The sequence below is a fragment of the Rhodopseudomonas sp. genome, from assembly GCF_036404135.1.
Classification (GTDB): domain Bacteria; phylum Pseudomonadota; class Alphaproteobacteria; order Rhizobiales; family Xanthobacteraceae; genus Rhodopseudomonas_A.
Window position 1 is genome coordinate 1 of the sequence record NZ_DASWPE010000129.1, and the last position, 20,828, is coordinate 20,828.

The 20,828-nt window shown below is 66.2% G+C and carries 23 protein-coding genes and 1 tRNA gene; 6 read left to right on the forward strand and 18 right to left on the reverse strand.

Translation table 11 applies throughout. The features are described 5' to 3' along the window. Position 1 precedes the first annotated feature (1 nt). Both VGC77_RS16075 and VGC77_RS16080 read left to right on the forward strand, forming a co-directional pair. The gene (locus tag VGC77_RS16075) at positions 2-505 is read left to right on the forward strand and encodes a PRC-barrel domain-containing protein (protein ID WP_414709684.1); all 504 of its coding nucleotides are present in this window, start codon (positions 2-4) and stop codon (positions 503-505) included. A gap of 1 nt (position 506) precedes the next feature. After that, entirely contained in the window at positions 507-1,820 is a 1,314-nt protein-coding gene (locus VGC77_RS16080; RefSeq protein ID WP_414709686.1) for an MFS transporter, read from the forward strand. A 31-nt stretch (positions 1,821-1,851) separates the two neighbouring features. Here VGC77_RS16080 and VGC77_RS16085 read toward each other — a convergent pair whose 3' ends face one another. Then, positions 1,852-2,235: a hypothetical protein gene (locus VGC77_RS16085; RefSeq protein ID WP_331172571.1), complete on the reverse strand. Its 384-nt coding sequence runs from the start codon at positions 2,233-2,235 to the stop codon at positions 1,852-1,854. Between the two features lie 267 nt (positions 2,236-2,502). On the opposite strand from VGC77_RS16085, the gene VGC77_RS16090 reads away from it, so the two are divergent. Then, positions 2,503-3,228, forward strand: coding sequence for a DUF3750 domain-containing protein (locus tag VGC77_RS16090; RefSeq protein WP_331172572.1), 726 nt, complete (start codon positions 2,503-2,505; stop codon positions 3,226-3,228). A gap of 237 nt (positions 3,229-3,465) precedes the next feature. On the opposite strand, the gene VGC77_RS16095 is transcribed toward VGC77_RS16090, so the two are convergent. The 15 genes from VGC77_RS16095 to VGC77_RS16165 all read right to left on the reverse strand — a co-directional run bounded on the left by VGC77_RS16095 (position 3,466) and on the right by VGC77_RS16165 (position 15,298). Next, entirely contained in the window at positions 3,466-4,323 is an 858-nt protein-coding gene (locus VGC77_RS16095; RefSeq protein ID WP_331172573.1) for a hypothetical protein, read from the reverse strand. Between the two features lie 18 nt (positions 4,324-4,341). Continuing rightward, positions 4,342-5,733 carry a hypothetical protein gene (locus tag VGC77_RS16100; RefSeq protein ID WP_331172574.1) on the reverse strand — a complete coding sequence of 464 codons (1,392 nt, stop codon included), beginning with the start codon at positions 5,731-5,733 and terminating at the stop codon, positions 4,342-4,344. A gap of 130 nt (positions 5,734-5,863) precedes the next feature. Beyond that, complete coding sequence (locus VGC77_RS16105) at positions 5,864-6,082, reverse strand: hypothetical protein (protein WP_331172575.1); 219 nt, start codon at positions 6,080-6,082, stop codon at positions 5,864-5,866. 53 nt (positions 6,083-6,135) lie between these two features. Beyond that, positions 6,136-6,780, reverse strand: coding sequence for a heme-binding protein (locus tag VGC77_RS16110; RefSeq protein ID WP_331172576.1), 645 nt, complete (start codon positions 6,778-6,780; stop codon positions 6,136-6,138). Between the two features lie 82 nt (positions 6,781-6,862). Next, on the reverse strand, positions 6,863-7,063 hold the full coding sequence (locus VGC77_RS16115) for a hypothetical protein (protein ID WP_331172577.1): 201 nt from the start codon (positions 7,061-7,063) through the stop codon (positions 6,863-6,865). 156 nt (positions 7,064-7,219) lie between these two features. Further along, positions 7,220-7,558: a hypothetical protein gene (locus VGC77_RS16120; RefSeq protein WP_331172578.1), complete on the reverse strand. Its 339-nt coding sequence runs from the start codon at positions 7,556-7,558 to the stop codon at positions 7,220-7,222. Positions 7,559-7,700: 142 nt separating this feature from the next. Beyond that, positions 7,701-8,243, reverse strand: coding sequence for a ubiquinol-cytochrome c reductase iron-sulfur subunit (gene petA, locus VGC77_RS16125; RefSeq protein WP_331172579.1), 543 nt, complete (start codon positions 8,241-8,243; stop codon positions 7,701-7,703). Between the two features lie 82 nt (positions 8,244-8,325). Next, positions 8,326-8,910 carry a PadR family transcriptional regulator gene (locus VGC77_RS16130; protein ID WP_331172580.1) on the reverse strand — a complete coding sequence of 195 codons (585 nt, stop codon included), beginning with the start codon at positions 8,908-8,910 and terminating at the stop codon, positions 8,326-8,328. 300 nt (positions 8,911-9,210) lie between these two features. Further along, positions 9,211-9,286, reverse strand: a tRNA-Lys gene (locus VGC77_RS16135). Positions 9,287-9,477: 191 nt separating this feature from the next. Further along, positions 9,478-10,056, reverse strand: a complete 579-nt coding sequence (locus tag VGC77_RS16140; RefSeq protein WP_331172581.1) for a Spy/CpxP family protein refolding chaperone — start codon at positions 10,054-10,056, stop codon at positions 9,478-9,480. A gap of 126 nt (positions 10,057-10,182) precedes the next feature. Continuing rightward, a complete protein-coding gene (locus VGC77_RS16145) occupies positions 10,183-11,508 on the reverse strand; it encodes a TRAP transporter large permease subunit (RefSeq protein WP_331172582.1) in 1,326 nt (441 codons plus the stop codon). After that, a complete protein-coding gene (locus VGC77_RS16150; RefSeq protein ID WP_331172583.1) occupies positions 11,505-12,080 on the reverse strand; it encodes a TRAP transporter small permease in 576 nt (191 codons plus the stop codon). The genes VGC77_RS16145 and VGC77_RS16150 overlap by 4 nt, the downstream gene beginning before the upstream one ends. A 225-nt stretch (positions 12,081-12,305) precedes the next feature. Continuing rightward, positions 12,306-13,307: a TRAP transporter substrate-binding protein gene (locus VGC77_RS16155; protein WP_331172584.1), complete on the reverse strand. Its 1,002-nt coding sequence runs from the start codon at positions 13,305-13,307 to the stop codon at positions 12,306-12,308. A gap of 200 nt (positions 13,308-13,507) precedes the next feature. Then, positions 13,508-15,073, reverse strand: a complete 1,566-nt coding sequence (locus tag VGC77_RS16160) for a 2-isopropylmalate synthase (RefSeq protein WP_331172585.1) — start codon at positions 15,071-15,073, stop codon at positions 13,508-13,510. Between the two features lie 99 nt (positions 15,074-15,172). After that, positions 15,173-15,298, reverse strand: a complete 126-nt coding sequence (locus VGC77_RS16165; protein ID WP_331172586.1) for a hypothetical protein — start codon at positions 15,296-15,298, stop codon at positions 15,173-15,175. A gap of 224 nt (positions 15,299-15,522) precedes the next feature. Between VGC77_RS16165 and bioB the strand changes: the two genes are divergently transcribed. Then, entirely contained in the window at positions 15,523-16,611 is a 1,089-nt protein-coding gene (bioB, locus tag VGC77_RS16170) for a biotin synthase BioB (protein WP_414709685.1), read from the forward strand. Between the two features lie 166 nt (positions 16,612-16,777). On the opposite strand, the gene VGC77_RS16175 is transcribed toward bioB, so the two are convergent. Then, entirely contained in the window at positions 16,778-17,767 is a 990-nt protein-coding gene (locus VGC77_RS16175) for a polyphosphate kinase 2 family protein (RefSeq protein WP_331172588.1), read from the reverse strand. 66 nt (positions 17,768-17,833) lie between these two features. Continuing rightward, on the reverse strand, positions 17,834-18,538 hold the full coding sequence (locus VGC77_RS16180) for an NUDIX hydrolase (RefSeq protein WP_331172589.1): 705 nt from the start codon (positions 18,536-18,538) through the stop codon (positions 17,834-17,836). A gap of 126 nt (positions 18,539-18,664) precedes the next feature. Here VGC77_RS16180 and VGC77_RS16185 point away from each other — a divergent pair, with 126 nt between their 5' ends. Together VGC77_RS16185 and VGC77_RS16190 are read left to right on the forward strand one after the other, a co-directional pair. Then, positions 18,665-19,468 (forward strand): ATP-binding cassette domain-containing protein, encoded by an 804-nt coding sequence (locus VGC77_RS16185; protein ID WP_331172590.1) that lies wholly within the window; start codon positions 18,665-18,667, stop codon positions 19,466-19,468. Further along, the coding region (locus tag VGC77_RS16190) for an ABC transporter permease/substrate-binding protein (protein ID WP_331172591.1) at positions 19,465-20,828 on the forward strand (1,364 nt) is incomplete at its 3' end. The genes VGC77_RS16185 and VGC77_RS16190, both read left to right, overlap by 4 nt.

Sequence of the window (20,828 nt, forward strand, 5' to 3'; positions counted from 1 at the left end):
GGTGCGGGCCGCAGACGAACCGACGCCTGCACCCATGGCCCCGGCGACGTCGCAGGACACGCCGGCCGCACCGCCCACCGCCGAAACACCGCCTGCCGCTGGACCTCCCGTTCCGGCAACGCCCCCGGCGACGGTGGCCAAGCCGCCTTCGGTGACGGTGATCGATGCCTTCGATGCCCATGGCATTCTCGGCCGCGACGTACGCAGCCCTGCCAATGAGAACATGGGCCGGATCGCCGATGTGATCGTCGACCGCGGCGGTGTCGCGCGCGCCGTGGTGATCGATTTCGGCGGTTTCCTCGGCGTCGGCAGCCGCAAGATCGTGGTCGACTGGTCGGCGCTGCGGTTCGGCAACGTCACCAGCAAGGACGAGAAGATGACGCTGGAACTGACCCGCAACCAGGTCCGCGCAGCGCCCGAATATAAGGAGAACCAGCCGATCGTGGTGCTCGGCGCCTCGGGCAGCCTGGAGCCGCTGCGCTTCGCGCCGGCGATGGAGCATTAAACTGAGCTGGCCGTCGCCCGATCACGGCATCGATCCGCGCCCCGCCGCCGGCGCCGACCGCCCCGCGCCGCCGGCACCGCCGGACCAACAGGGCGCAGCGCCGGGGCCCTCCTTCACCCCGCCGTCGCGGCAAAGCCAGCGCGGGCTCGACTGCTTCATCTTCTTTCTCGCCGACGTGCAGACCGGGTTCGGCCCGTTTGTCGCGGTGTATCTGACCACGCAGAAATGGACCCAGGTCGAGATCGGCCTGGTGCTGTCGGTCGGCGGCATCGTCGGGCTGCTCGGACAGATGCCGGGCGGCGCGATCGTCGACGCCGCGCGCTCCGAACGCTTCGTCGCCGGGCTCGCGGTGGCGCTGATCGCGCTCAGCGCGCTCGGCTACGCCGCCTGGCCGCTGTTCCCGGTGGTGATGGCTTCGGCCACGCTGCACGCCGCGGCGAGCTGCGTGCTCGGCCCGGCGATCGCCGCGATCAGCTTAGGTCTGGTCGGCCGCGCCGCGATCGGCGAGCGGCTCGGCCGCAACGCCCGCTACGCCTCGCTCGGCAACGGCGTCGCCGCCGCGGTGATGGGCACCTGCGGCTATCTGGTGTCGAGCCGCTCGGTGTTTCTGGTCACCTGCGTGCTGGCGGTGCCGACGCTGTTGGCGCTATCGCGAATTCGCGGCCGCGAGATCGACGCCGAGCGCGCCCATGGCGCGCTGCCGCCGGCCGAAGCGCATGGCGCCACCACCAAGATCAGCAGCCTGCTGCGGCAGCGCCCGCTGTTGGTGTTCGCCGCGGCGATGCTGCTGTTACAATTCGCCAATGCCGCGATGCTGCCGCTGATGGCCGGGGTCGTCACCACCCGCTCCAGCGCCGCGGCGCCGGCGCTGATCGCGTTCTGCATCATCGTGCCGCAGGCGATCGTGGCGCTGGCCTCACCCTCGGTCGGCCGCTTCGCGCAGAGTTTCGGCCGCCGGCCGCTGCTGGTCGCGGGCTTCGCGGCGCTGGCGGTGCGCGGGCTGTTGTTCGCTGTGGTCAGCGATCCCTATCTGCTAGTCGCGGTGCAAGTGTTCGACGGCATCACCGCGGCGGTGTTCGCGGTGCTGGTGCCGCTGATCGTCGCCGACGTCGCCTTCGGCTCCGGGCATTTCAGTTTCGCGCAAGGCATCGTCGGCACCGCGGGCGGCATCGGCGCCTCATTCAGCACCGTCGCGGCGGGCTATGTCGCCGATCAGTTCGGCACCGGCGTGGCGTTCGTAGCTCTTGCCGCGGTGGCGGCGAGCGGGCTTGCCATGGTGGTGCTCTTGATGCCCGAAACGCGGCGCCGCGATTGAGCGTCGCCGCGTTGCCGTGAGGCCTCGGCTGTTACCAGCCACGCCAGCCGCGGTGCCAGCCGCCATAGCCGCCATAGCCGCCATAGTAGCGCGGCCCGCCCCACGCGGCATAGACCGGCCCGCCGTAGCCGTAATAGGCCGGACCATAGCCGTAATACGCCCGGCGATAGCGCGGCCCGTAATAGGCATAGCGCGGCGCATAATAGGCCGGCGCATAGCCGCCATAATACGGCCCGCCGCCGTAATAGCCGTAGGGGCCATAGGCATAGGCGCTGGAGGCCGCGCCGGCGAGAATAGCACCGACCGCCAGTCCGCCGATCAGGCCGGGACCAAAGCCGCCGCGGGCCTCGGCGGGAGCGGCCGAGGCGATCGCCAGGGCCGCCACGGTGCCAACAACCAAAGCTGTTTTCTTCATGGTCGATGTCCTCTTGACGTTACACATGAGACGTTAGCTGGCGACAACGAGTTCCGATTTCAAAGGTTGCAGAAACTCGGCGCGTCGAGCTGCGCCACCTGGAAATTTAATGGTCGCGCGAGCCGCCCGGAACCGGCAGCGGATCACACTTCGGTCATCGGAGGCGCGCTGCCGATCTGGGGAGCCTGCGCCGCATGGCAAATCCTGCCGCGGTGAATATATCCATTGCTGATCCAACGAAGCATTTCCCACCCCGTGAGAAAACCCTTGCTGATCCTCCTGCTGTTGCTGTTCACGCCGATCGCCGTCTCGGCCGGAAAATACTGGCTGGGCGATCGCACCGTCGACTGGCAGACCGCCGACCGCTCCAGCGCCGGGCTGCTGCCGCCGCCCGCCGAGCATCCCGGCGCCCTGGTGCGGGTGTTCGCGGCGCGCACCGTGCGCTGGCGCGGCATCTTCGCGGTGCATAGCTGGATCGTCACCAAGGAGGCCAACGCCCGCAAATACACCCGCTACGACTACACCGCCTGGGGCGATCCGATCCGGGTCAACGGCTTTGCCGCCGACGGCCGCTGGTTCGGCGACCTGCCGCAAGTGATCGCCGCCGCGGACGGCGACGAGGCCGCCTTGATGATCCCGAAGATCCGCGCCGCGATCGCAGGCTACAAGCTCAGCGCCTATGGCGACTATCGGGCCTGGCCGGGGCCGAATTCCAACACCTTCGTCGCAGCAGCGCTGGCCGCGGTGCCGGAACTGAAGACCACGCTGCCGCCGACCGCGATCGGCAAGGACTATCCCTATGACGGCGGCTGGTTCGGGCTGACGCCGTCCGGCACCGGCGTCCGCGCCACGCTCGGCGGCTACTTCGGATTGACGCTGGGCTGGGTCGAGGGCGTCGAACTCAACGTGCTCGGCGCGGTGCTCGGCTTCGACCTGCGGCGCCCGGCGATCAAGCTGCCGGGGCTCGGCCGCATCGGCGTCGCGGTGGCGTGAGGCTTGGCGATCGGGTGACGCGTCGGCGAGCGCTGCGGATGTCGACGTGAGGCCCGCATGCGGCTGGCGAGCGCCAAGCATCACGCCGTCATTCCGGGGCGCGCACCGCGACAGCGGCAAGCGAACCCGAATCTCGCGACGCATGCCGCCAGCGCCACGCATCGCCCTGTGGCAAGATTCCGGGTTCGCTCGGGCTTGCGCCCTCGCGCCCCGGAATGACGACCTAACTCGCAACAGCTACTTCGCTCGGGCCGACGGCGCGGTTGACGCACTGGGTGCCGCGGCTGGCGCCGGCGTCACCACATTCAGCGTCTTCAATTCCTCCGGCGTGAACACGAACAGCTTGTCCTTCGGCGTCTCCATGGCGTGCACCCAGACCTGCAGATTGACGCCCATGTCGCCGAGATAGCGCTGGCAGCGCGCCGAGATCCGCTGCGCGTCGCTCATCTCGTCGCGCGGCGCGCCGTTGGCGGCCTGGCTCATCGCGAACACCTGATGCACGCCGACCGCGGCCTTGTCGCCGGCGCGGCGCTCGACGCCGCCGACAAACACCAACGGACAGGACGACGCGCAATATTTGCCGGCGGCAACCTCGGTGGCGAGTTTCTTGTCGCGGATCAGCCGGCCCATCGCCAGCGCGTCGCCGACCGAGCCGCCCGGCGAATTCAACACCACGGTCCTGATATAGTCGCCGTGCCGGGCGATTTCCGCTGCGAAGGCCTCGGAAATGCCCGGCGTGATGGTGCCGGTGGCGAGCAGCCGGCCGCCGCTCACCAGTTCGAACGTCATCGGTTTGTTCATCACCCCGTCGGGCTGCGGCATCGGCGCCAGCCGCGGATTGGAGCCCGGCAGCCATGGCGACAGGATCGCCGGCAGCGCCGGCAGGCCCAAGCCCGGCGACGCATCGCGCTGCTCGGCCGGGGTCAGCGCGATGTCGGGCGGATCGAGCCAGCCGTTGATGGTGGCGAGGTCTGCGGCGAGCACCGCCAACGTCACCGCCAGCGTGGTGCGAAAGATCCAGCGCAGCACCGACTGGTCCGGATTGTCGGACAGCCAGGCCTGGAACCGGCGTTGCAAGATCGAGCTCTGCGCCATCGCAAATCACCCGGCCGGTTACTTGGTGTGCCGCGCCGAGGCGAGCGCAGTGACGTTCTCGTCGGCGGCCGCGGCGGGCTCCGTCACCACCGGCGCCGACGCCGGTGCGCCGGCGGGTTCGGCCTCGCTCGGCACCGCGCGGCGCGCGGTTTCGACTTCGCGCGCCATCTGGAGCGCCGCCAGCATGTCGCCGACGGTGACGCTGGAGGCGCTCGCCGCCGGCAGGCCTTCGCGGCGGATCGCGGCGTGCACCACGCAGAGGATCAGCACCAGCACCGCCGGCATCAGGTCGATCGAGATCGCGCCGGCCCAGCTCGGGATAAAGTCGCCGGCATAGCGCAGCACCGCTTCGGCCGGCGACATCGACTGGAACCGGGCCGGCTCGACCCGCGGCATCGCCAGGATCTTGTCGGCGGCGTCCGACAGCGACGCCGCCTGCATCGCGATCACGCCCTCGACCTTGCCGACCACCGCGCTCTGCCGGTCGGCCAGATCGACGGTGCGGCCGCCCGCCACCGGGGCGATGAAGCCCGAGGACAACGTGGTCGCGGCGCGTTTCACCGCCGGCGCCACCGAGGTCTGCTGCAGATTGGCGATCACCCCCATCAGCGCCAGCGATTCCGTGGCGAAGGCATCGCTGCGGGTGGCGATCGGGCCGCGGTCGGAGATCAGTTCGCGCATCTTCGCCAGATGCTTGCCGCCCTGCTCGAACAGCGCCGAGACCCGCTTGGCGGAGGCCTGCACCTCTTGTCCCAGGCTGTCGAGCTGGCCGGACATCTGCGTCATCAGTTGCACCACGGTGCCGGAGCCGGAGGTGCCGGTCAGCGAGCCGGCCTTTTCGGCGTCGGCCAGCTTGGCGAACCGCGACGCCGAGAGCTGGATATCAGGCAACAGGCCCTGGGCGGCGATGGCGTTGGTGTTGGCGGTGTCGAGATCGCGGGTGTAGTCCTGCACGGTGATCGACAGATGCTGCTGGATCGCGGCGGCACCGGCCAGCGCCGAGGCGTTCAACCACGACGACATCGCCACGATCATCAAGGAGCCGAGCAGCATGCAGGCGAACATCAGGTTGCGGCCCTTGGTCGAGACCACATGCGGCATGAACTGCATCAGGAAGATCCAGAACGCGTAGATGCCGACCGACACCGCGATGGAATAGATCACCGCGGCGAAGAACACCGTCGAGGGGCTACCGTTCAACAGTTCGCGCACCCCGAGATAGGTGTAGACCCCGGCGGCCAGCGCCAGAATCGCGGTGGTGATTTTCAAGGTGGCTTCGAGCCGCTCGACACCGCGCGACAACAGCAGCGCGGTCGGAACCGCCTTAGTAGGAACGGCGGCGGGAGCGGTCGAGGCCGGCGGCACGGAGGCCGCGAAAACGGAGGCCGAGGAGACGGTGTCTGGGGGCATCAGGCTTTCCAAAGGCTGCGACGGATCGCATGAACAACGCCCCCGCTGCTCGGCAATGATGGTTACTTAGGGAATAATTCCGACGAGATTATGGTATCACCGAATGGTGTAGTGCGCGGCGACCGCCGCGCTAACGTCGCGGACGGACCGCCTTGCGGGGCGGCCGCGGTAGAGCGTGGCCCGGCGGCGGCACCAGCACCCGCGCGCCCAGATCGCGGCGCGAGGAGTCGATCAGCCGCTGGTCATAGCCCGGCGACGGGGTCACCGTGGGCGGCGCGGCGCGCGCCGGGCCGCTAAGCCCCGCGCCGAGCAGCGTGACGATGGCGGCGATCGCAATGCGGTGGGTCATGCCGGCCTCCTGCGGTTCAAGCCTGGATCGTTCGCCGCCCCGTCACGCCGCCGTCAGCGCGGCGCCGACGGTGCGGTCAGCGGCACCACCACCTCGTTGCGGCGCAGAAACGGCAGCGTCCATGGTGGATTATAGAACAGCGCGGTCGCTTCGCCCGCGGCGCGCCATTCGGTGGCGGCCAGCGCGTTGATCAGTTCCGCGGTCCGCGCCGCCACCGCGGCGTCGCCGATCGAGCCGGAAAACCGCAACGCCGCCACCGTCGCGGCCGGCAGCTCGACCAGCCGGACCCGCGGGTCGGAGGGCTCGGGAAGCTGCGCGCGGGTGAACTCGCCCGGCATGAAGAACCGCATCACCAAGCCGTCAGCGGCCTTGCCGACTTCGACCGGCGCGGTCATCGCGATCTTTTGGCCGGGCGAAGTGATTTCCACCGGCGAGGTCATCGCGATCTTCTGCTTGCCGGCGTTGGCGCCGAAGATGTAGCCGGCGACGATGCGGAACGCCTCGCCGCGGGGATTGCCGGAATTGCCGGGCACGGTGGTCTCGGCGGCGAGCCGCGGCGGATAGCGGCGGATTTCGATGCTGTCGCCGATCCGCGCGAGCACCTCGTAGCGCGGCTGCTCGGTGCCCAGATTGATCCCGAAGATCGAAATCATGCCGAACACCACCGATTGCAGGACATTGAGCACCGACTGCAGCATGCTCGGCAGATAAGCCGCGGCATCCGCGGTTCAATGCCGCGCGCCCTCACAGCGCGGCGGACGGCCGGCGGCGCACGGAGGATCAGGCCGCCGCGAACTCATCGCACGCCGGTTCGGCAAAGCGCGCGACGTTGCATTCGCGAAAATGGAATGCAATTTCGTCGAGCGCGATCTGTTGCCACTCTTCCGCCTTGGCCAACCAGAACGCGCGGCGGTCGTGGTCCAGCACGGCGCGCTCCCGGCACATCGCTTCCTGACTGCGGATCGCAATGAGCTTGTTCATGCACTCCACTCCTGAAAAAGCGTGAAGCCAATTAACGCACAAACGATACCACTATTGTGACGACGGGTATTGTGACGACGGGCCGGTGCCAATTCCGTAAGTGAAACAACACACCGGCGCGATTTTACGCTGCAGCGCGGCAGGATCGAGGCGGTGCTACAGGCAGTAGGACAGCTGATCCTCGGTGGCGACGCGTTCGATATTCTCCAGCTTGCTGCGGATCCGGTAGCGCAGCCGGCCATCAGCTTCGATCGGCAGTCGCTGGATGATGGTATAGACCTTGGGCTGCTCGACCGTGACGCGCCCCTGAGGCCCCTGCCCCCGGTGGAGGACGTCTTCGTTGAGTGCATAGGCGTGTGACATCTGAGCCTCGTGATTGGGAACCGCTTTCACCAAGCAACGCGATGCGGTCGCGCGCTGCATTGATGCCACCTTAAACCTTGCGGCGCCGCCTGTGGTGAAAAACCGCGTCGGAACTTGAGCGGTCTGGGTCACGGATTGTTCCGGACCGCGCCGCAGCGCGAATCCAAGCCTAGTGCCGAATCCGCGTGCGATCCGTACCATATTGATCACACGTAACTATTTCGCGCCGACCCGGCCGCCTGGAACCGAGCCGGCGCGGTCGGAACGCGGCCGCTCAGCCGGCGCTGCCGATCCGGATCTTGGCGTCGGAGATAAATTCATACGGCACCAGCGGCAGATTGCGCGGCGCCGGCCCCAGCCGGGCGCGGCCCGAGGAATCGTATTGCGAGCCGTGGCACTGGCAGAACCAGCCGTCGTAATTGCCCTGATGCTCGGTCGGGATGCAGCCGAGATGGGTGCAGATCGCCGACACCACCAGCCATTGCTCGTGGCCGGGCTTGACCCGCGCGGAATCCGGCTCCGGATCGCGCAAGCTCTGCCAATCGGCGGTCTGCGCCGATTCGATCTCGTGCGCGGTGCGGTGGCTGATGAAGATCGGCTGGCCGCGCCAGAACACCTTGATCACCTGACCGACCACCATCGGCGCCAGATCGACCTCGAGCGGAAAGCCGGCGGCGACGGTGGAGGCGTCCGGGGTGAGCTGCGCCAGCAGCGGCCAGGCCACGGCGGCGGCGCCAGCGGCGGCGACCGCGCCGGTTGCGATCATCAACACGTCGCGCCTTGTCGGTTGCTGCGGAAGAAGGGTTGCGGTGGTCATCGGGGTCTCCTGCTGGGCTTGGATGCGCCGTGCTGTCGACGACGCGGTTGGGTTCGAAGTGGCGCACGTTGCGCCGGGCGGGTCAGACCTTGCGCAGTTCGCCCGCGGCGCGCGCCAGAATTGCCACCAGTTCGGCCTCGGCCTCGGCATCCTTGGCGAACTGCTTGCCGGCGACGTCGCGCAGATTGTCCAGCGCCGCGCGCAGCAAGGGCGGCAGCGCGCCGGGCTCGGCCTGGTCGCGCCCGGCCGCCTCGCTGCGCTGATGCCGAAGCGCGGCGCGTTCGCCGACCGACGCCAGCCGGCCGAACAATGCCTCGGCGGTGGCGCGATGCGCGGCGAGATAGCCGGCGCCCTCCGCGGTGATGACATAGAGCTTCTTGGCGCCTTCCGGCTGCGCGGCGAGCTGGCCGAGCTCTTCGAGAAAGGTCAGGGTCGGATAGACCACGCCGGGGCTCGGCGCATACCAGCCGGCGGTCTTTTCCTCGATCACCTTGATGATGTCGTAGCCGTGGCGCGGTTGCTCGGCGATCAAGGCCAGCGCGATCAGCTTGAGATCACCCTGCCCCAGCACGCGGCCGACGCGGATCATCTCGCCGCCGGCGCCGCGGCCACCCCGCCGGCCACGGCATCCGATGCCGCCACATCCTCGACCAAGTCCCTCGTCCATCGCAGCGATCCTTAAAAGATATATCTTTTAGAATAGAACAGCAACGATCGATGTAAAGATATATCTTTTATACCATCGAACCGGGCGTGCGCATGGGCGGCTTCGATGCGTGGCGGCGGGGGGCTGATCGCACGCCGGATCGCCCGGCCCGCGATCCGATCAGGCGGTGGCACGCAGCCGCGCGTCCGTCGCGCCGGTTTGGCGCGGTCAGCGAGCGATGGCTGGACGACGGATGAGTGAAGCGGGGCGACGTGCAGAGACGGTCAACAAAGCCAAATTGCAATCAGCGATTTCAGGAGTTGGTGGGCGCAGTAGGGCTCGAACCTACGACCCGCTGATTAAGAGTCAGCTGCTCTACCAACTGAGCTATGCGCCCGGACCAAGTCCGGAAGTCCTCTGCAGGACGGCGTCCGTTTAACAAAGCGAATCCCGGATGTCCAGCAAGCCGGCGGATTTTTCCCGCCATTGTCAAAAGATCAACCGGCCTCAAAGAACCCAAAGCCGCCGACCGCCGGCGGCTTTATCGCGCCACATCGGGCCGGGCGAGATCACCCGGCAAATCGGCCTCTACAGGCGGTTCGGACCGTCGTCGCGCCAGTCATCTTGGCCGGGGCCGCGATCATCCAGCGGGCGAAAGCCGCGCTCGCCATGGTCGCCGTCGCGGCCGGGGCCGCGCATATGGCCGCGCCCGCCGCCGAATCGGCCGCCGTCATGGGTCAGCACCGCCAGCCGCCGCTTCTGGCCCTCATCCAGCGTCTTGTAGAGCGGGTCGGCGGCGTCGGCGATCTTCTTCAGCGCCGCGGCCGCGCTGGCCATGGCGTCGGCGCGGTCCCGCAACCGCGTCACCGGATCGCGCTGCTGGGTGTCGTCGTCGCGCAACGATTTCATCCGCGCCTCGGCGTGCTCGAACTTGAGCTTGGCGAAATCCCTCACCGCGGCTTCCACCGGCGGCCAGAGTTTGTCCTGGTCCGGCGTCAGTTTCAGCCCGGCCTTCACCGCGGCGATCCTGGCGTCGGCGAACGCCGCGCGGTCTTCCGGATTGATCCGGGCGTGATGCTGATCGAACCACGGACGATGCTGCGCATAGACCGCGGTGGATCCGGCGAGCAGCAGCGCGGCGACGCCGGCGAGCAAAGCTTTCTTCATGGCAACCTCCTTCAAAGCTGCCGCGAAGATGCGCGCCCTGCGCTGCCCGATCAACTTACGTTTTGGACAGAAACGGCTGTGTTACCAACATGTAATTCGGTGTCGCGATGTTGCTGCAAGTAACACTTACAACATGCCGAGCGCGCGCGGCAGCCACAGCGACAGTTCCGGGATGTAGGTGACGAGACCGAGGAACGCGATCATCGTCAGCAGCCACGGCATCACCGCGATGGTGAGTTCGGTGATGCCCATCTTGGCGATGCCGGAGGCGACATAGAGGTTGAGGCCGACCGGCGGGTGACACATCCCGACCTCCATGTTCACCACCATCAGGATGCCGAGATGCACCGGGTGGATGCCGAGCTTGACCGCGACCGGAAACAGGATCGGCGCCATGATCAGCACGATAGAGGTCGCCTCCATGACGTTGCCGGCCAGCAGCAGCAGCAGGTTCACCACCAGCAGGAACACCACCCAGTTGACGCCGGCGCTCGACATCCAGTTGGCGATCTGCTGCGGGATGTTTTCATTGGCCATCAGGAACGAGAACAGCACCGCATTGGTGATGATATAGAGGATCATCGCGCTCATATTGGCGGAGCCGAGCAGCACCTTGGGCACGTCCTTCAGCGACATGTCGCGATACACGAACACCGCGATGAAGAACGCGTAGACCGCGCTGACCGCCGCGGCTTCGGTCGGGGTGAACCAGCCGGCATAGATGCCGCCGAGCACGATTCCGATCAGCAAAAGACCCCAGACGCATTTGCGGAACGCCTGCCAGCGCTCCAGCCAGCTGGCGCGCGGCAGCCGCGGATAGTCGTTCTTCCAGGCGCGGTAGAAGGTAGTGAGGCCGAGCAGCGAGGCCAGCATGATGCCGGGAATCACGCCGGCGATGAACAATTGCCCGACCGAGGCCGACGACACCCGGTGGCCGGCGGGATCGAGCGCGACGCTGCCGCCGGTCGCCACCGCGTAGACCACCATCACGATGGAAGGCGGGATCAGGATGCCGAGCGCGCCGGAGGTGGTGATGACGCCGGCGCCGAACCGCTTCGGAAAGCCCTGCTTGACCATCGCCGGCATCATGATCGAGCCGATCGCGATCACGGTCGCCGGCGAGGAACCCGACACCGCGGCGAACAGCGCGCAGGCCATCACGCCGGCGAGCCCGAGACCGCCGTACCAGTGCCCGACCATCGAGGTGGCGAAATTGATCATGCGGCGGGCGACGCCGCCATGGGTGAGGAAATTGCCGGCGAGAATGAAGAACGGGATCGCCATGATCTCGAAATTCTCGATCCCGGTGAACAGTTTCAGCGCCACCGATTCGATCGGCACCGAGGTCATCAGGAAGATGAAGGACAGCACGGTGAGACCGAGCGCGATCGAGATCGGCATGCCGGTCAGCATCAGCGTGATCAGCAGAACGAAGATCAGCGCGCTGTTCATCGGATGATCTCCCGGCCGCCGGTGGCTGGGATTTCCGCCTCGATGCCTTCGACATAGGCGTGGTCATGATGCGGCAACTCGCCGCCGCGGCCGAAGCCCCAGGCCACCTGCAGAAAGCGGAAGCACATCAGATAGGAGCCGAGCGGAATGCACAGATAGACGATCCAGCTCGGCAGCTCCATGTCCGGGGTGACCTGGTCGGTCTGCATCAGGCCGTAGACGAATTTCGCGCCCATGGTGCCGATCACCGCGGTAAACAGCGCGCCGCAGAACAGCCCGAACAGGATGGTGACCTTGCGCCAGCGATCGTTCAGCTGGTTGACCAAAACGTCGACGCCGACATGGATGCCGGTGCGCACGCCGTAGGCGGCTCCGAACTTCGCCATCCACACGAACATGTAGATGCACAGTTCCTGCGCCCAGGACATGTTGATCGGAAACAAAAGCGGATAGAACAGCGGAATGCCGACCAGATAGCGGTGCAGCACCGCGAAAAAGATGATCACCGTGGCGGCGCCGATCAGAAACGTGATCAGGATTTCCTCAAGCCGATCGAGGACGCGAAGCAGCATCATTCCCCCAGGGAGCCTAGAGCTATTCCGGTTCTGATAGATCAGAACCGAAGCTCGAGATTGTTATTTTGACGCGTTTTCTTCACGCGAACCGGGATCCACTTCGCTCGAAAACGCTAGAGCCATTTTCAAATGACGGAACGGTCTGCGCCGTGCCGCGCCGCCCACCGGCGCAAGATAGCAAGACGCCCGTGCGGACCGCACGGGCGCAGGTTCGACGTCAGCTCAGTTGGTGGTGGTCTTGGTCTCTTTCTGGAATTCCTCGATCAGCGCCTTGCCGACCCGGTTGGCGACGTCGTTGTAGACCGGCTCCATCGCCTTGCGCATCGCGGCGTCCTGCTCCGGCGTCAGCTTGACCAATTCGGTCTTGCCGGATTTCTGCATCTCAGCCAAGGCGTCCTCGTTCTCCTTGGCGGACAGGCTGTTGCCGTAGGCCGAGGCTTCCTTCATCGCCTTGTCGAGTTCGGTGCGCAGCTCGGCCGGTAATTCGTCCCAGAACTTCTTGTTCACGATCACCACATAGCCGAGATAGCCGTGATTGGTCAGCGTGGTGAACTTCTGCACCTCGTGCATCTTCTGGGTGTACATGTTGGAGGGGGTGTTCTCCTGGCCGTCGACCACGCCGGTCTGCAGCGCCTGATAGACTTCGGAGAACGCCATCACCTGCGGGATCGCGCCGAGCGCACGGAACTGGGCGTCGAGCACCTTGGAGGACTGGATGCGGAATTTCAGCCCCTTGTAGTCCGCGGGCGTCACCAGCTTCTTATTGGCGCTCATCACCTTGAAGCCGTTGTCCCAATAGGCGAGGCCGGTCATGCCCTTGGCATCGAGCAGCTTGAGCAGCTTGGCGCCGAGCGGGCCGTCGGTGACTTTGCGCAGCGTCGGCAGGTCGGACAGGATGTAGGGCAGATCGAACACTTCGAATTCGCGCACCCCGATCGGACCGAATTTGGAATTCGACGGCGCCAGCATCTGCACCGCGCCGAGCTGCAGCGCCTCGAGTTCTTCCTTGTCCTTGTAGAGCTGCGAGTTCGGATAGACCTCGACCTTGACCTTGCCGGCGGTGTATTTCTCGGCCAGCTCCTTGAACTTGTCGGCGGCCAGCCCCTTCGGCGTGTTGGGCGCCACCACGTGGCTGAATTTGATGACGATCGGCGATTGCGCCGAGGCCGGCCCGACCAGGGCGAACATCGCGACTGACGCCGCGGCCAAAATCAACTTGCGCATTTGACCTCCCAAATTTCCTCAGACCGTCCCGGTACCCGGTTCCAGCCTCACTGCATCACTTCCATACAGGTAGTCGAATGTAATGGCTATTGCCCGTTAGCAGGGATCTTGGCCGGTCACCGCACTGCAACGCAAAAAACGCGGCGCTTTGCGGCGCCGCGTTTGCTGATCATGAGGCCGGTCGCGTCGTTTGGTCGCAATCAGCTCGCCGCGGCTTCCGCCACCGGGACGTCGCGCTGCCGCTTCATGACGATTTTATTCAAAGCGCTCAGATAGGCTTTCGCCGAGGCCACCAGGGTATCGGGATCGGAGGCACGCGCGGTCATCGAGCGGCCCTCATGCGCCAGCCGCACCGAGACCTCGGCCTGCGCGTCGGTGCCCTGGGTGACGGCGTGCACCTGATACAATTCCAGCTTGGCGACGTGCGGCACCAGCGCCTTGATGCAGTTGAACACCGCGTCCACCGGGCCGTTGCCTTCGGCCTCCTCGATCTTGGTCTGGCCCTCGACGTCCAGCTTCATGGTGGCGCGCTGCGGGCCGTGGGTGCCGGCGATCACCGTCAGCGACAGCAATTTGATACGATCGTGCGACTGCGCGATTTCCTGATCGACCAACGCCTCGATGTCCTCGTCGTAGATTTCCTTCTTGCGGTCGGCCAGTGCCTTGAACCGCACGAAGGCGTCTTCCAGCTGGTTCTGGCCCAGCTGATAGCCCATCTCCTCCAGCTTGTGGACGAAGGCGTGGCGGCCGGAATGCTTGCCCATCACCAGCGAGGTCTGCTTCACGCCGACGGTTTCCGGCAGCATGATCTCGTAGGTCTGGGCGTTTTTCAGCATGCCGTCCTGATGGATGCCGCTCTCATGGGCGAAGGCGTTACGGCCGACGATCGCCTTGTTGTACTGCACCGGGAACGAGGTCGCCGCCGAGATCACCTTGGAGGCGCGGGTCAGCATCGTGGTGTCGATCTTGTTCCAGTACGGCAATTTGTCGTTGCGCACCTTCATCGCCATCACGACCTCTTCCAGCGCGGCGTTGCCGGCGCGCTCGCCGATGCCGTTGACGGTGCATTCGATCTGCCGGGCGCCGCCGCGGATGCCGGCCATCGAATTGGCCACCGCCATGCCCAGATCGTCGTGGCAGTGCACCGAAAAGATCGCCTTGTCGGAATTCGGCACGTTCTCCCGCACCCGCTTGAACAGGTCGTAATATTCCTCCGGCACCGAATAGCCGACGGTGTCGGGGATGTTGATGGTGGTGGCGCCGGCCTTGATCGCCGCCTCGACGCATTTGCACAGGAAGTCGAACTCGGTGCGGGTGCCGTCCTCGCTCGACCACTCCACGTTGTCGGTGTGGTTGCGGGCGCGGGTCACCGCGGAGATCACCAATTGATAGACCTGCTCGGCGTCCATCTGCAGCTTGTACTTCATGTGCACCGGCGAGGTGGACAGGAAGGTGTGGATGCGGCCCTGCTTGGCCGGGCGGATCGCCTCGGCGCAGCGGTCGATGTCCTTGGCGCCGGCGCGGGACAATCCGCAGATCACCGCGTTCTTCGCGCGCTTGGCGATCTCGTGCACCGCCTCGAAGTCGCCGTCGGAGGCGATCGGGAAGCCGGCCTCGATGACGTCGACGCCCATGGCGTCCAGCAGGCCGGCGACCTCCAGCTTCTCCTCGAAGGTCATGGTGGCGCCGGGGCATTGCTCGCCGTCGCGCAAGGTGGTGTCGAAAATGATAACGCGGTCCTTGTCGGACGTCGGGGTCACGGTCATGGGAATGTTCCTTGTGTCAGGTGCGGCGCTCGGCACGCGAAGGGATCTGCGATTGATCTCGAACCCCTGAGTGCCCAGGCGCACGCGCCCAGACGGCCCTCAGGGGCGAATAAGAAGCAGCCCGCCAAGCAGCAGGGTGGAGAGCAACGCAGCCGGAATCGCGCGGGAACCAGCGGCCTGCGCCGCGCCCTCGCCCATTCCAGTCGTTTCGCTGCGATTCAGCATCATTCCACCTTGCGGTCCGCATCGTCAGCCAAAACCATTGACGGTTCCTTGCCGGCGACGCACGCAAATTGTTGTAAACGACAAAAGCCGGGAGCCGCAACGGCAAAGTGGGTCAGCCTGGCTGACCTAACCGCTGGTATTAACGCACACCAGATCCTCGTATCTGGGGGTTTCGCGGCTGTTGGAAAGCCCTTATTGCTCCCCGCGAAATTCACATTCCCGCCATGGAGCTTCCTGTGAACACCATCGACTTGCCGTCACTGGCACAAGCCACCCCCAGCATTCGTCACGACTGGACGCGCGCGGAAGCCGGCGAGATCTATCATTCGCCCTTCATGGACCTGGTGTTCCGGGCGGCGACCATCCATCGCCAGAGCTTCGATCCCAACAAGGTGCAGTGCAACCAGCTGTTGAACGTCAAGACCGGCGGCTGCGCCGAGGATTGCGGCTATTGCAGCCAGTCGGCGCATCACGACACCGCGCTGCCGGCGTCGAAACTGATGGCTCCGAAAGATGTGATCGATGCCGCCAAGGAGGCGAAGGCCAACGGTGCGACGCGCTACTGCATGGGGGCCGCCTGGCGTTCGCCGAAGGACCGCGACATGGCGCCGGTGATCGAGATGGTCAAGGGCGTCAAGGCGCTCGGCATGGAAGCCTGCGTGACGCTCGGCATGCTGAGCGACGATCAGGCCAAACAGCTCAAGGACGCCGGGCTGGACTACTACAATCACAACCTCGACACCTCGGAAGAATTCTATCCCTCGGTGGTGAAGAGCCGCACCTATGGCGATCGGCTGAACACGCTGCAGAAGGTGCAGGACGCCGGCATCAAGGTGTGCTGCGGCGGTATTCTCGGGCTCGGCGAAAAGCCGACCGATCGCGTCGAAATGCTGCGCACGCTCGCCAACCTGCCGAAGCATCCCGACAGCGTTCCGATCAACCTGCTGATCCCGATCGAGGGCACGCCGATCGCCGCGACCGCGACGCCGGTCGACCCGATCGCCTTCGTCCGCACCATCGCGCTAGCGCGCATCTTGATGCCGAACTCCGACGTCCGGCTCGCCGCCGGCCGCACCGCGATGAGCGACGAGATGCAGGCGCTGTGCTTCCTCGCCGGCGCCAATTCGATCTTCATCGGCGAGCAGCTGTTGACCACGCCGAACCCCGGCGACAACAAGGATCGCGCCCTGTTCGATCGGCTCGGCATCGAGCCGCGCGACGATCACGGCGTCTACGAGCACAGCTCGCACACCCACACCCACGATCACGGCCATGATCATGGTTCGCACGGCCACAGCCACGCCGCGGAGTAACGCGAAGCGAGCGCTCGCCCCCGCGTAACGGGGTGCGGGCGCGGCTCTGCCGACGCGACGCCGTCGCTATCGTGTTTTCGAGCGACGTGGATCCCGGTTCGCGTAAAGAAAACGCGTCAAAACAACGATCCAGAGCTCCGGTTCTGATTCGATCTGAACCGGAGTTCTAGGCTTTCACCGCGGCCTTGGCGGCTCTTGCCGCCGCGGCCTCCACGACTTTGCCGGCCGGCTTGCGCAGCCGGGTGCGCTTCTTGCCCTCCTGCTCCAGCGCCAGCCGGACCTGCTTGAACTCCTTCAGCGAGTCCTTGTCGGTCTTGGGAAAGTGCAAATTGAGCTTTTCCAGCGCCGCCACGATGGTCGAGCCGATCACCACCCGGGCAAACCATTTGTGATCCGCCGGCACGATGTGCCAGGGTGCCGCCGGCGTCGCGGTGTGGGCGATCGCGTCCTGATACGCCGCCTGGTAGCGGTCCCACAGCGCGCGCTCGGAGACGTCGGCCATCGAGAACTTCCAGTTCTTCGACGGATCTTCCAGCCGGTCGAGGAAGCGCTGGCGCTGCTCTTCCTTGGAGACGTTGAGGAAGAATTTCAGCACCACGGTGCCGTTGCGCGCCAAGTAACGCTCGAATGCGGCGATGTCCTCGAAGCGTTCGCGCCACACTTTCCTGGTCACCAGCACCGATGGAATCTTCTGCTTGGCGAGGATCTCCGGATGCACCCGCACCACCAGCACGTCCTCGTAGTAGGAGCGGTTGAAGATGCCGATCCGGCCGCGTTGCGGCAGGCTGGTGGCGGCGCGCCACATGAAATCGTGATCGAGTTCGTGCGAGGTCGGGGTCTTGAACGAATACACCTCGCAGCCTTGCGGGTTGACGCCGTCGAACACGCTCTTGATCGCCGTGTCCTTGCCGGCGGCGTCCATGCCCTGAAAGATCAGCAGCAGCGACCAGCGGTCCTGGGCGTAGAGCATCTCCTGGAAATCGTTCAGCCGCTTGCGGTTGGCCTCGATGATCTGCTCGCCCTTGTCCTTGTCGAGCCCGCCCTTCTCGTTGGCCCTGTGCGCCTTGAGATGAAAGCGCTGGGTGCCGTCGACCCGGAACGGCGCGATGAAAGGTTTCAGCTTGGCGGCGAGCGAGGACTTCTTGGTGTCAGGCATGCGGGCGGCGCTCCGGGTTTACCGCACTAAGGCTACCGCGCGCGCCCCGCCGAGGCCAGCCCGCGCTCAGCCGGGCGGCCATTGCGTCGCCAGGAACGCGGTGACGAAGCCCGGCATCGCGGCGGTGAAATCGCCCGGCGCGCGCACCAGATGGATCGCGCAAAGTTCCGGCAACACCTGCCGCGCCAGGTTGGCCGCGATCCTGTCGCGCAACGCCGCGCCGGGCTGATCGACCTCGAGCACCCGCAGTATCGCGATCACCGTGCCGCTCACCACGCAGCACCAGCCGGTGCCGGATCGATAGTCGGTCTTTAGCAAGCCGGTTTCCTCGGCGATCTCGCGGCTGATGCTGGCTTCGATATCGAGCCGGTCGCCGCGCAGATCGGACGGGTCCGGGGTGCCGCCGGGGAAATAAACCCGGCCAGCATTGGCGGTGTGCCGGCCCATCTCGCCGAGCACGAAGGCGCCGTCGCTGCTACGCAGCGCGCCCATGCCGAACCCGTTGAACACGCCTTGATCGGGATAGCCCCAGTCGCGCCACGCCAGGAAGCTCGCGAAATCGGTCTCGAAAATATCGGCGCTGAAGCTCTCCCGCGTGAACCGCGCGTTGCGCCCGAGCAGCACCCGGCCGTTGAACAGCTCCGGCTTCTCGAGCTGGCGCTGCGCAAAATGCGCGTCGATCGCCGCACGCTGGTCGTCGGCGAACGGCCAGCGCCAGCCGTCGCGGATCAACTCGAGTTGCGCCACCCGGTGAAAGATCGGCGCGGTCATCGCCGCCTGCCCCGAGATGATTGTCGAACGCCGTGCATGATGCCGGCTGTCTTGAAGCGCTGCGCGGCAACTTGCAAGAGCCCGGCTCGGCTTTATCGATCGCGGCGGTTGTGCTAGCCACAAGACATGACCGGCGCTGCGCCCCTCATCGCTTTCGATCACGTCGACAAGAGTTTCGACGGCGGCGGCGATGGCCGCCCTATCGTGGCGGTCAACGACGTGTCGTTCACCGTCGCCAGGGGCGAGTTGCTGGTGATCGTCGGCGGCTCCGGTTCGGGCAAGACCACGCTGCTGCGGCTCGCCAACCGGCTGATCGCGCCGGACCGCGGCATGGTGCGGATCGACGGCGAGGACGTCGCCGCCGCCGATCCGGTGGCGCTGCGCCGGCGGATCGGCACCGTGTTCCAGAGCGGCGCGCTGTTTCCGCATCTCAGCGTCGCCAGCAATATCGGCATCACTCCAAAACTGCTCGGCTGGCCCAAACCCGCCATCGCAGCGCGGGTCGACGAACTGCTCGATCTCGTGCGGCTCGACCGCGCGCGCTATCGCAATCGCTTTCCACATGAACTATCCGGCGGCCAGCGCCAGCGCGTCGGCGTCGCCCGCTCGCTCGCCGCCAATCCCGCCATGGTGCTGATGGACGAGCCGTTCGGCGCGCTCGATCCGTTGACCCGCGACGCGCTCGGCGAGGAGTTTCGCGCGCTGCATGATCGGTTCAGGCTGACCACCATCATGATCACCCACGACATCACCGAGGCGCTGCTGCTGGCCGACCGCATCGCGGTGATGCAGGGCGGCCGTATCCTGGCGCAGGGCACCCCGGCTGAGCTGGCGCGCAGCGACGACGGCTACGTCAACGAGATGCTGCAGACGCCGCGGCGGCAGGCGGCGCGGCTGCAGGCGCTGCTGCCGCGGGATGGCGCGGCATGACTCCCTTCGCCGATCCGCGCTGGGGCGAGGCGCTGGCGCATCTGCCGGACTATCTCGGAAGCCACGTCCGCGTCAGCCTCGCGGCGCTCGGCCTGGGGCTCGTCGTCAGCCTGCCGCTGGCGATGTTGTCGCGGCACCGGCCGCTGTGGCGCAGCGCCCTGCTCGGCTTCGCCAGCGTCGTGCAGACCGTGCCCGGGCTGGCGCTATTGGCGCTGTTCTACCCGCTGCTGCTGGCGCTGGCGGCGCTGTCGCTCAACTGGTTCGGCACAGGCTTCTCGGCGTTCGGTTTCCTGCCGGCGGTGCTGGCGCTGGCGCTGTATTCGATGCTGCCGGTGCTGCGCAACACCATCACCGCGCTCGACGGCATCGACCCTATGCTAATCGAAGCCGCGCAAGGCGTCGGCATGACGCCGCGGCAATCGCTGCTGATGGTCGAACTGCCGCTGGCGCTGCCGGTGATGATGGCCGGCATCCGCACCGCCGCGGTGTGGGTGATCGGCACCGCGACGCTGTCGACGCCGATCGGCCAGACCAGCCTCGGCAACTACATCTTCGCAGGGCTGCAGACCCAGAACTGGGTGCTGGTGCTGTTCGGCTGCGCCGCCGCGGCCTTGCTGGCGCTCGCGGTCGATCAATTGCTGGCGCTGGTCGAACGCGGGCTCGCGCGGCGCAGCCGGCTGCGGGTCGCGGCCGGCGCGCTCGGCCTGATGGCGCTGCTGGCGGCGACGCTGCTGCCGTCGCTGACGCAGCCCGCCGCGCGCTACGTGGTCGGCGCCAAAACCTTCACCGAGCAATATGTGCTGTCGGCCTTGATCGCGCAGCGGCTGCGCGACGCCGGGCTATCAGCGACGACGCGCGCGGGCCTCGGCTCCAGCGTGATCTATGACGCGCTCGCCGCGAACGACGTCGACGTCTATGTCGATTATTCCGGCACGCTGTGGGCCAATCAGTTCGGCCATACCGACATCAAGCCGCGCACGGAGTTATTGGCCGCGCTAAAGAATGATTTAGCAAACGCGAAAGTGACATTGCTCGGCGAACTCGGCTTCGCCAATGCGTATGCGCTGGTGATGCCGCGCGCCAAAGCACAGGCGCTCGGCATCAAGACGATCGCCGATCTTGCATCGCACGTCGGCAGCATGACGATCGCCGGCGATTATGAATTCTTCTCGCGGCCGGAATGGGCGGGACTGCAGAAAGCCTACGGCCTGTCGTTCAAGGCGCAGCGCGTGATGCAGCCGGATTTTATGTATGCCGCGGTCAATTCCGGCGAGGTCGATGTGATTGCCGGCTATACCAGCGACGGGCTGATCGCGAAGTATGATCTGGTGGTGCTGGATGATCCCCGGCACGCGATCCC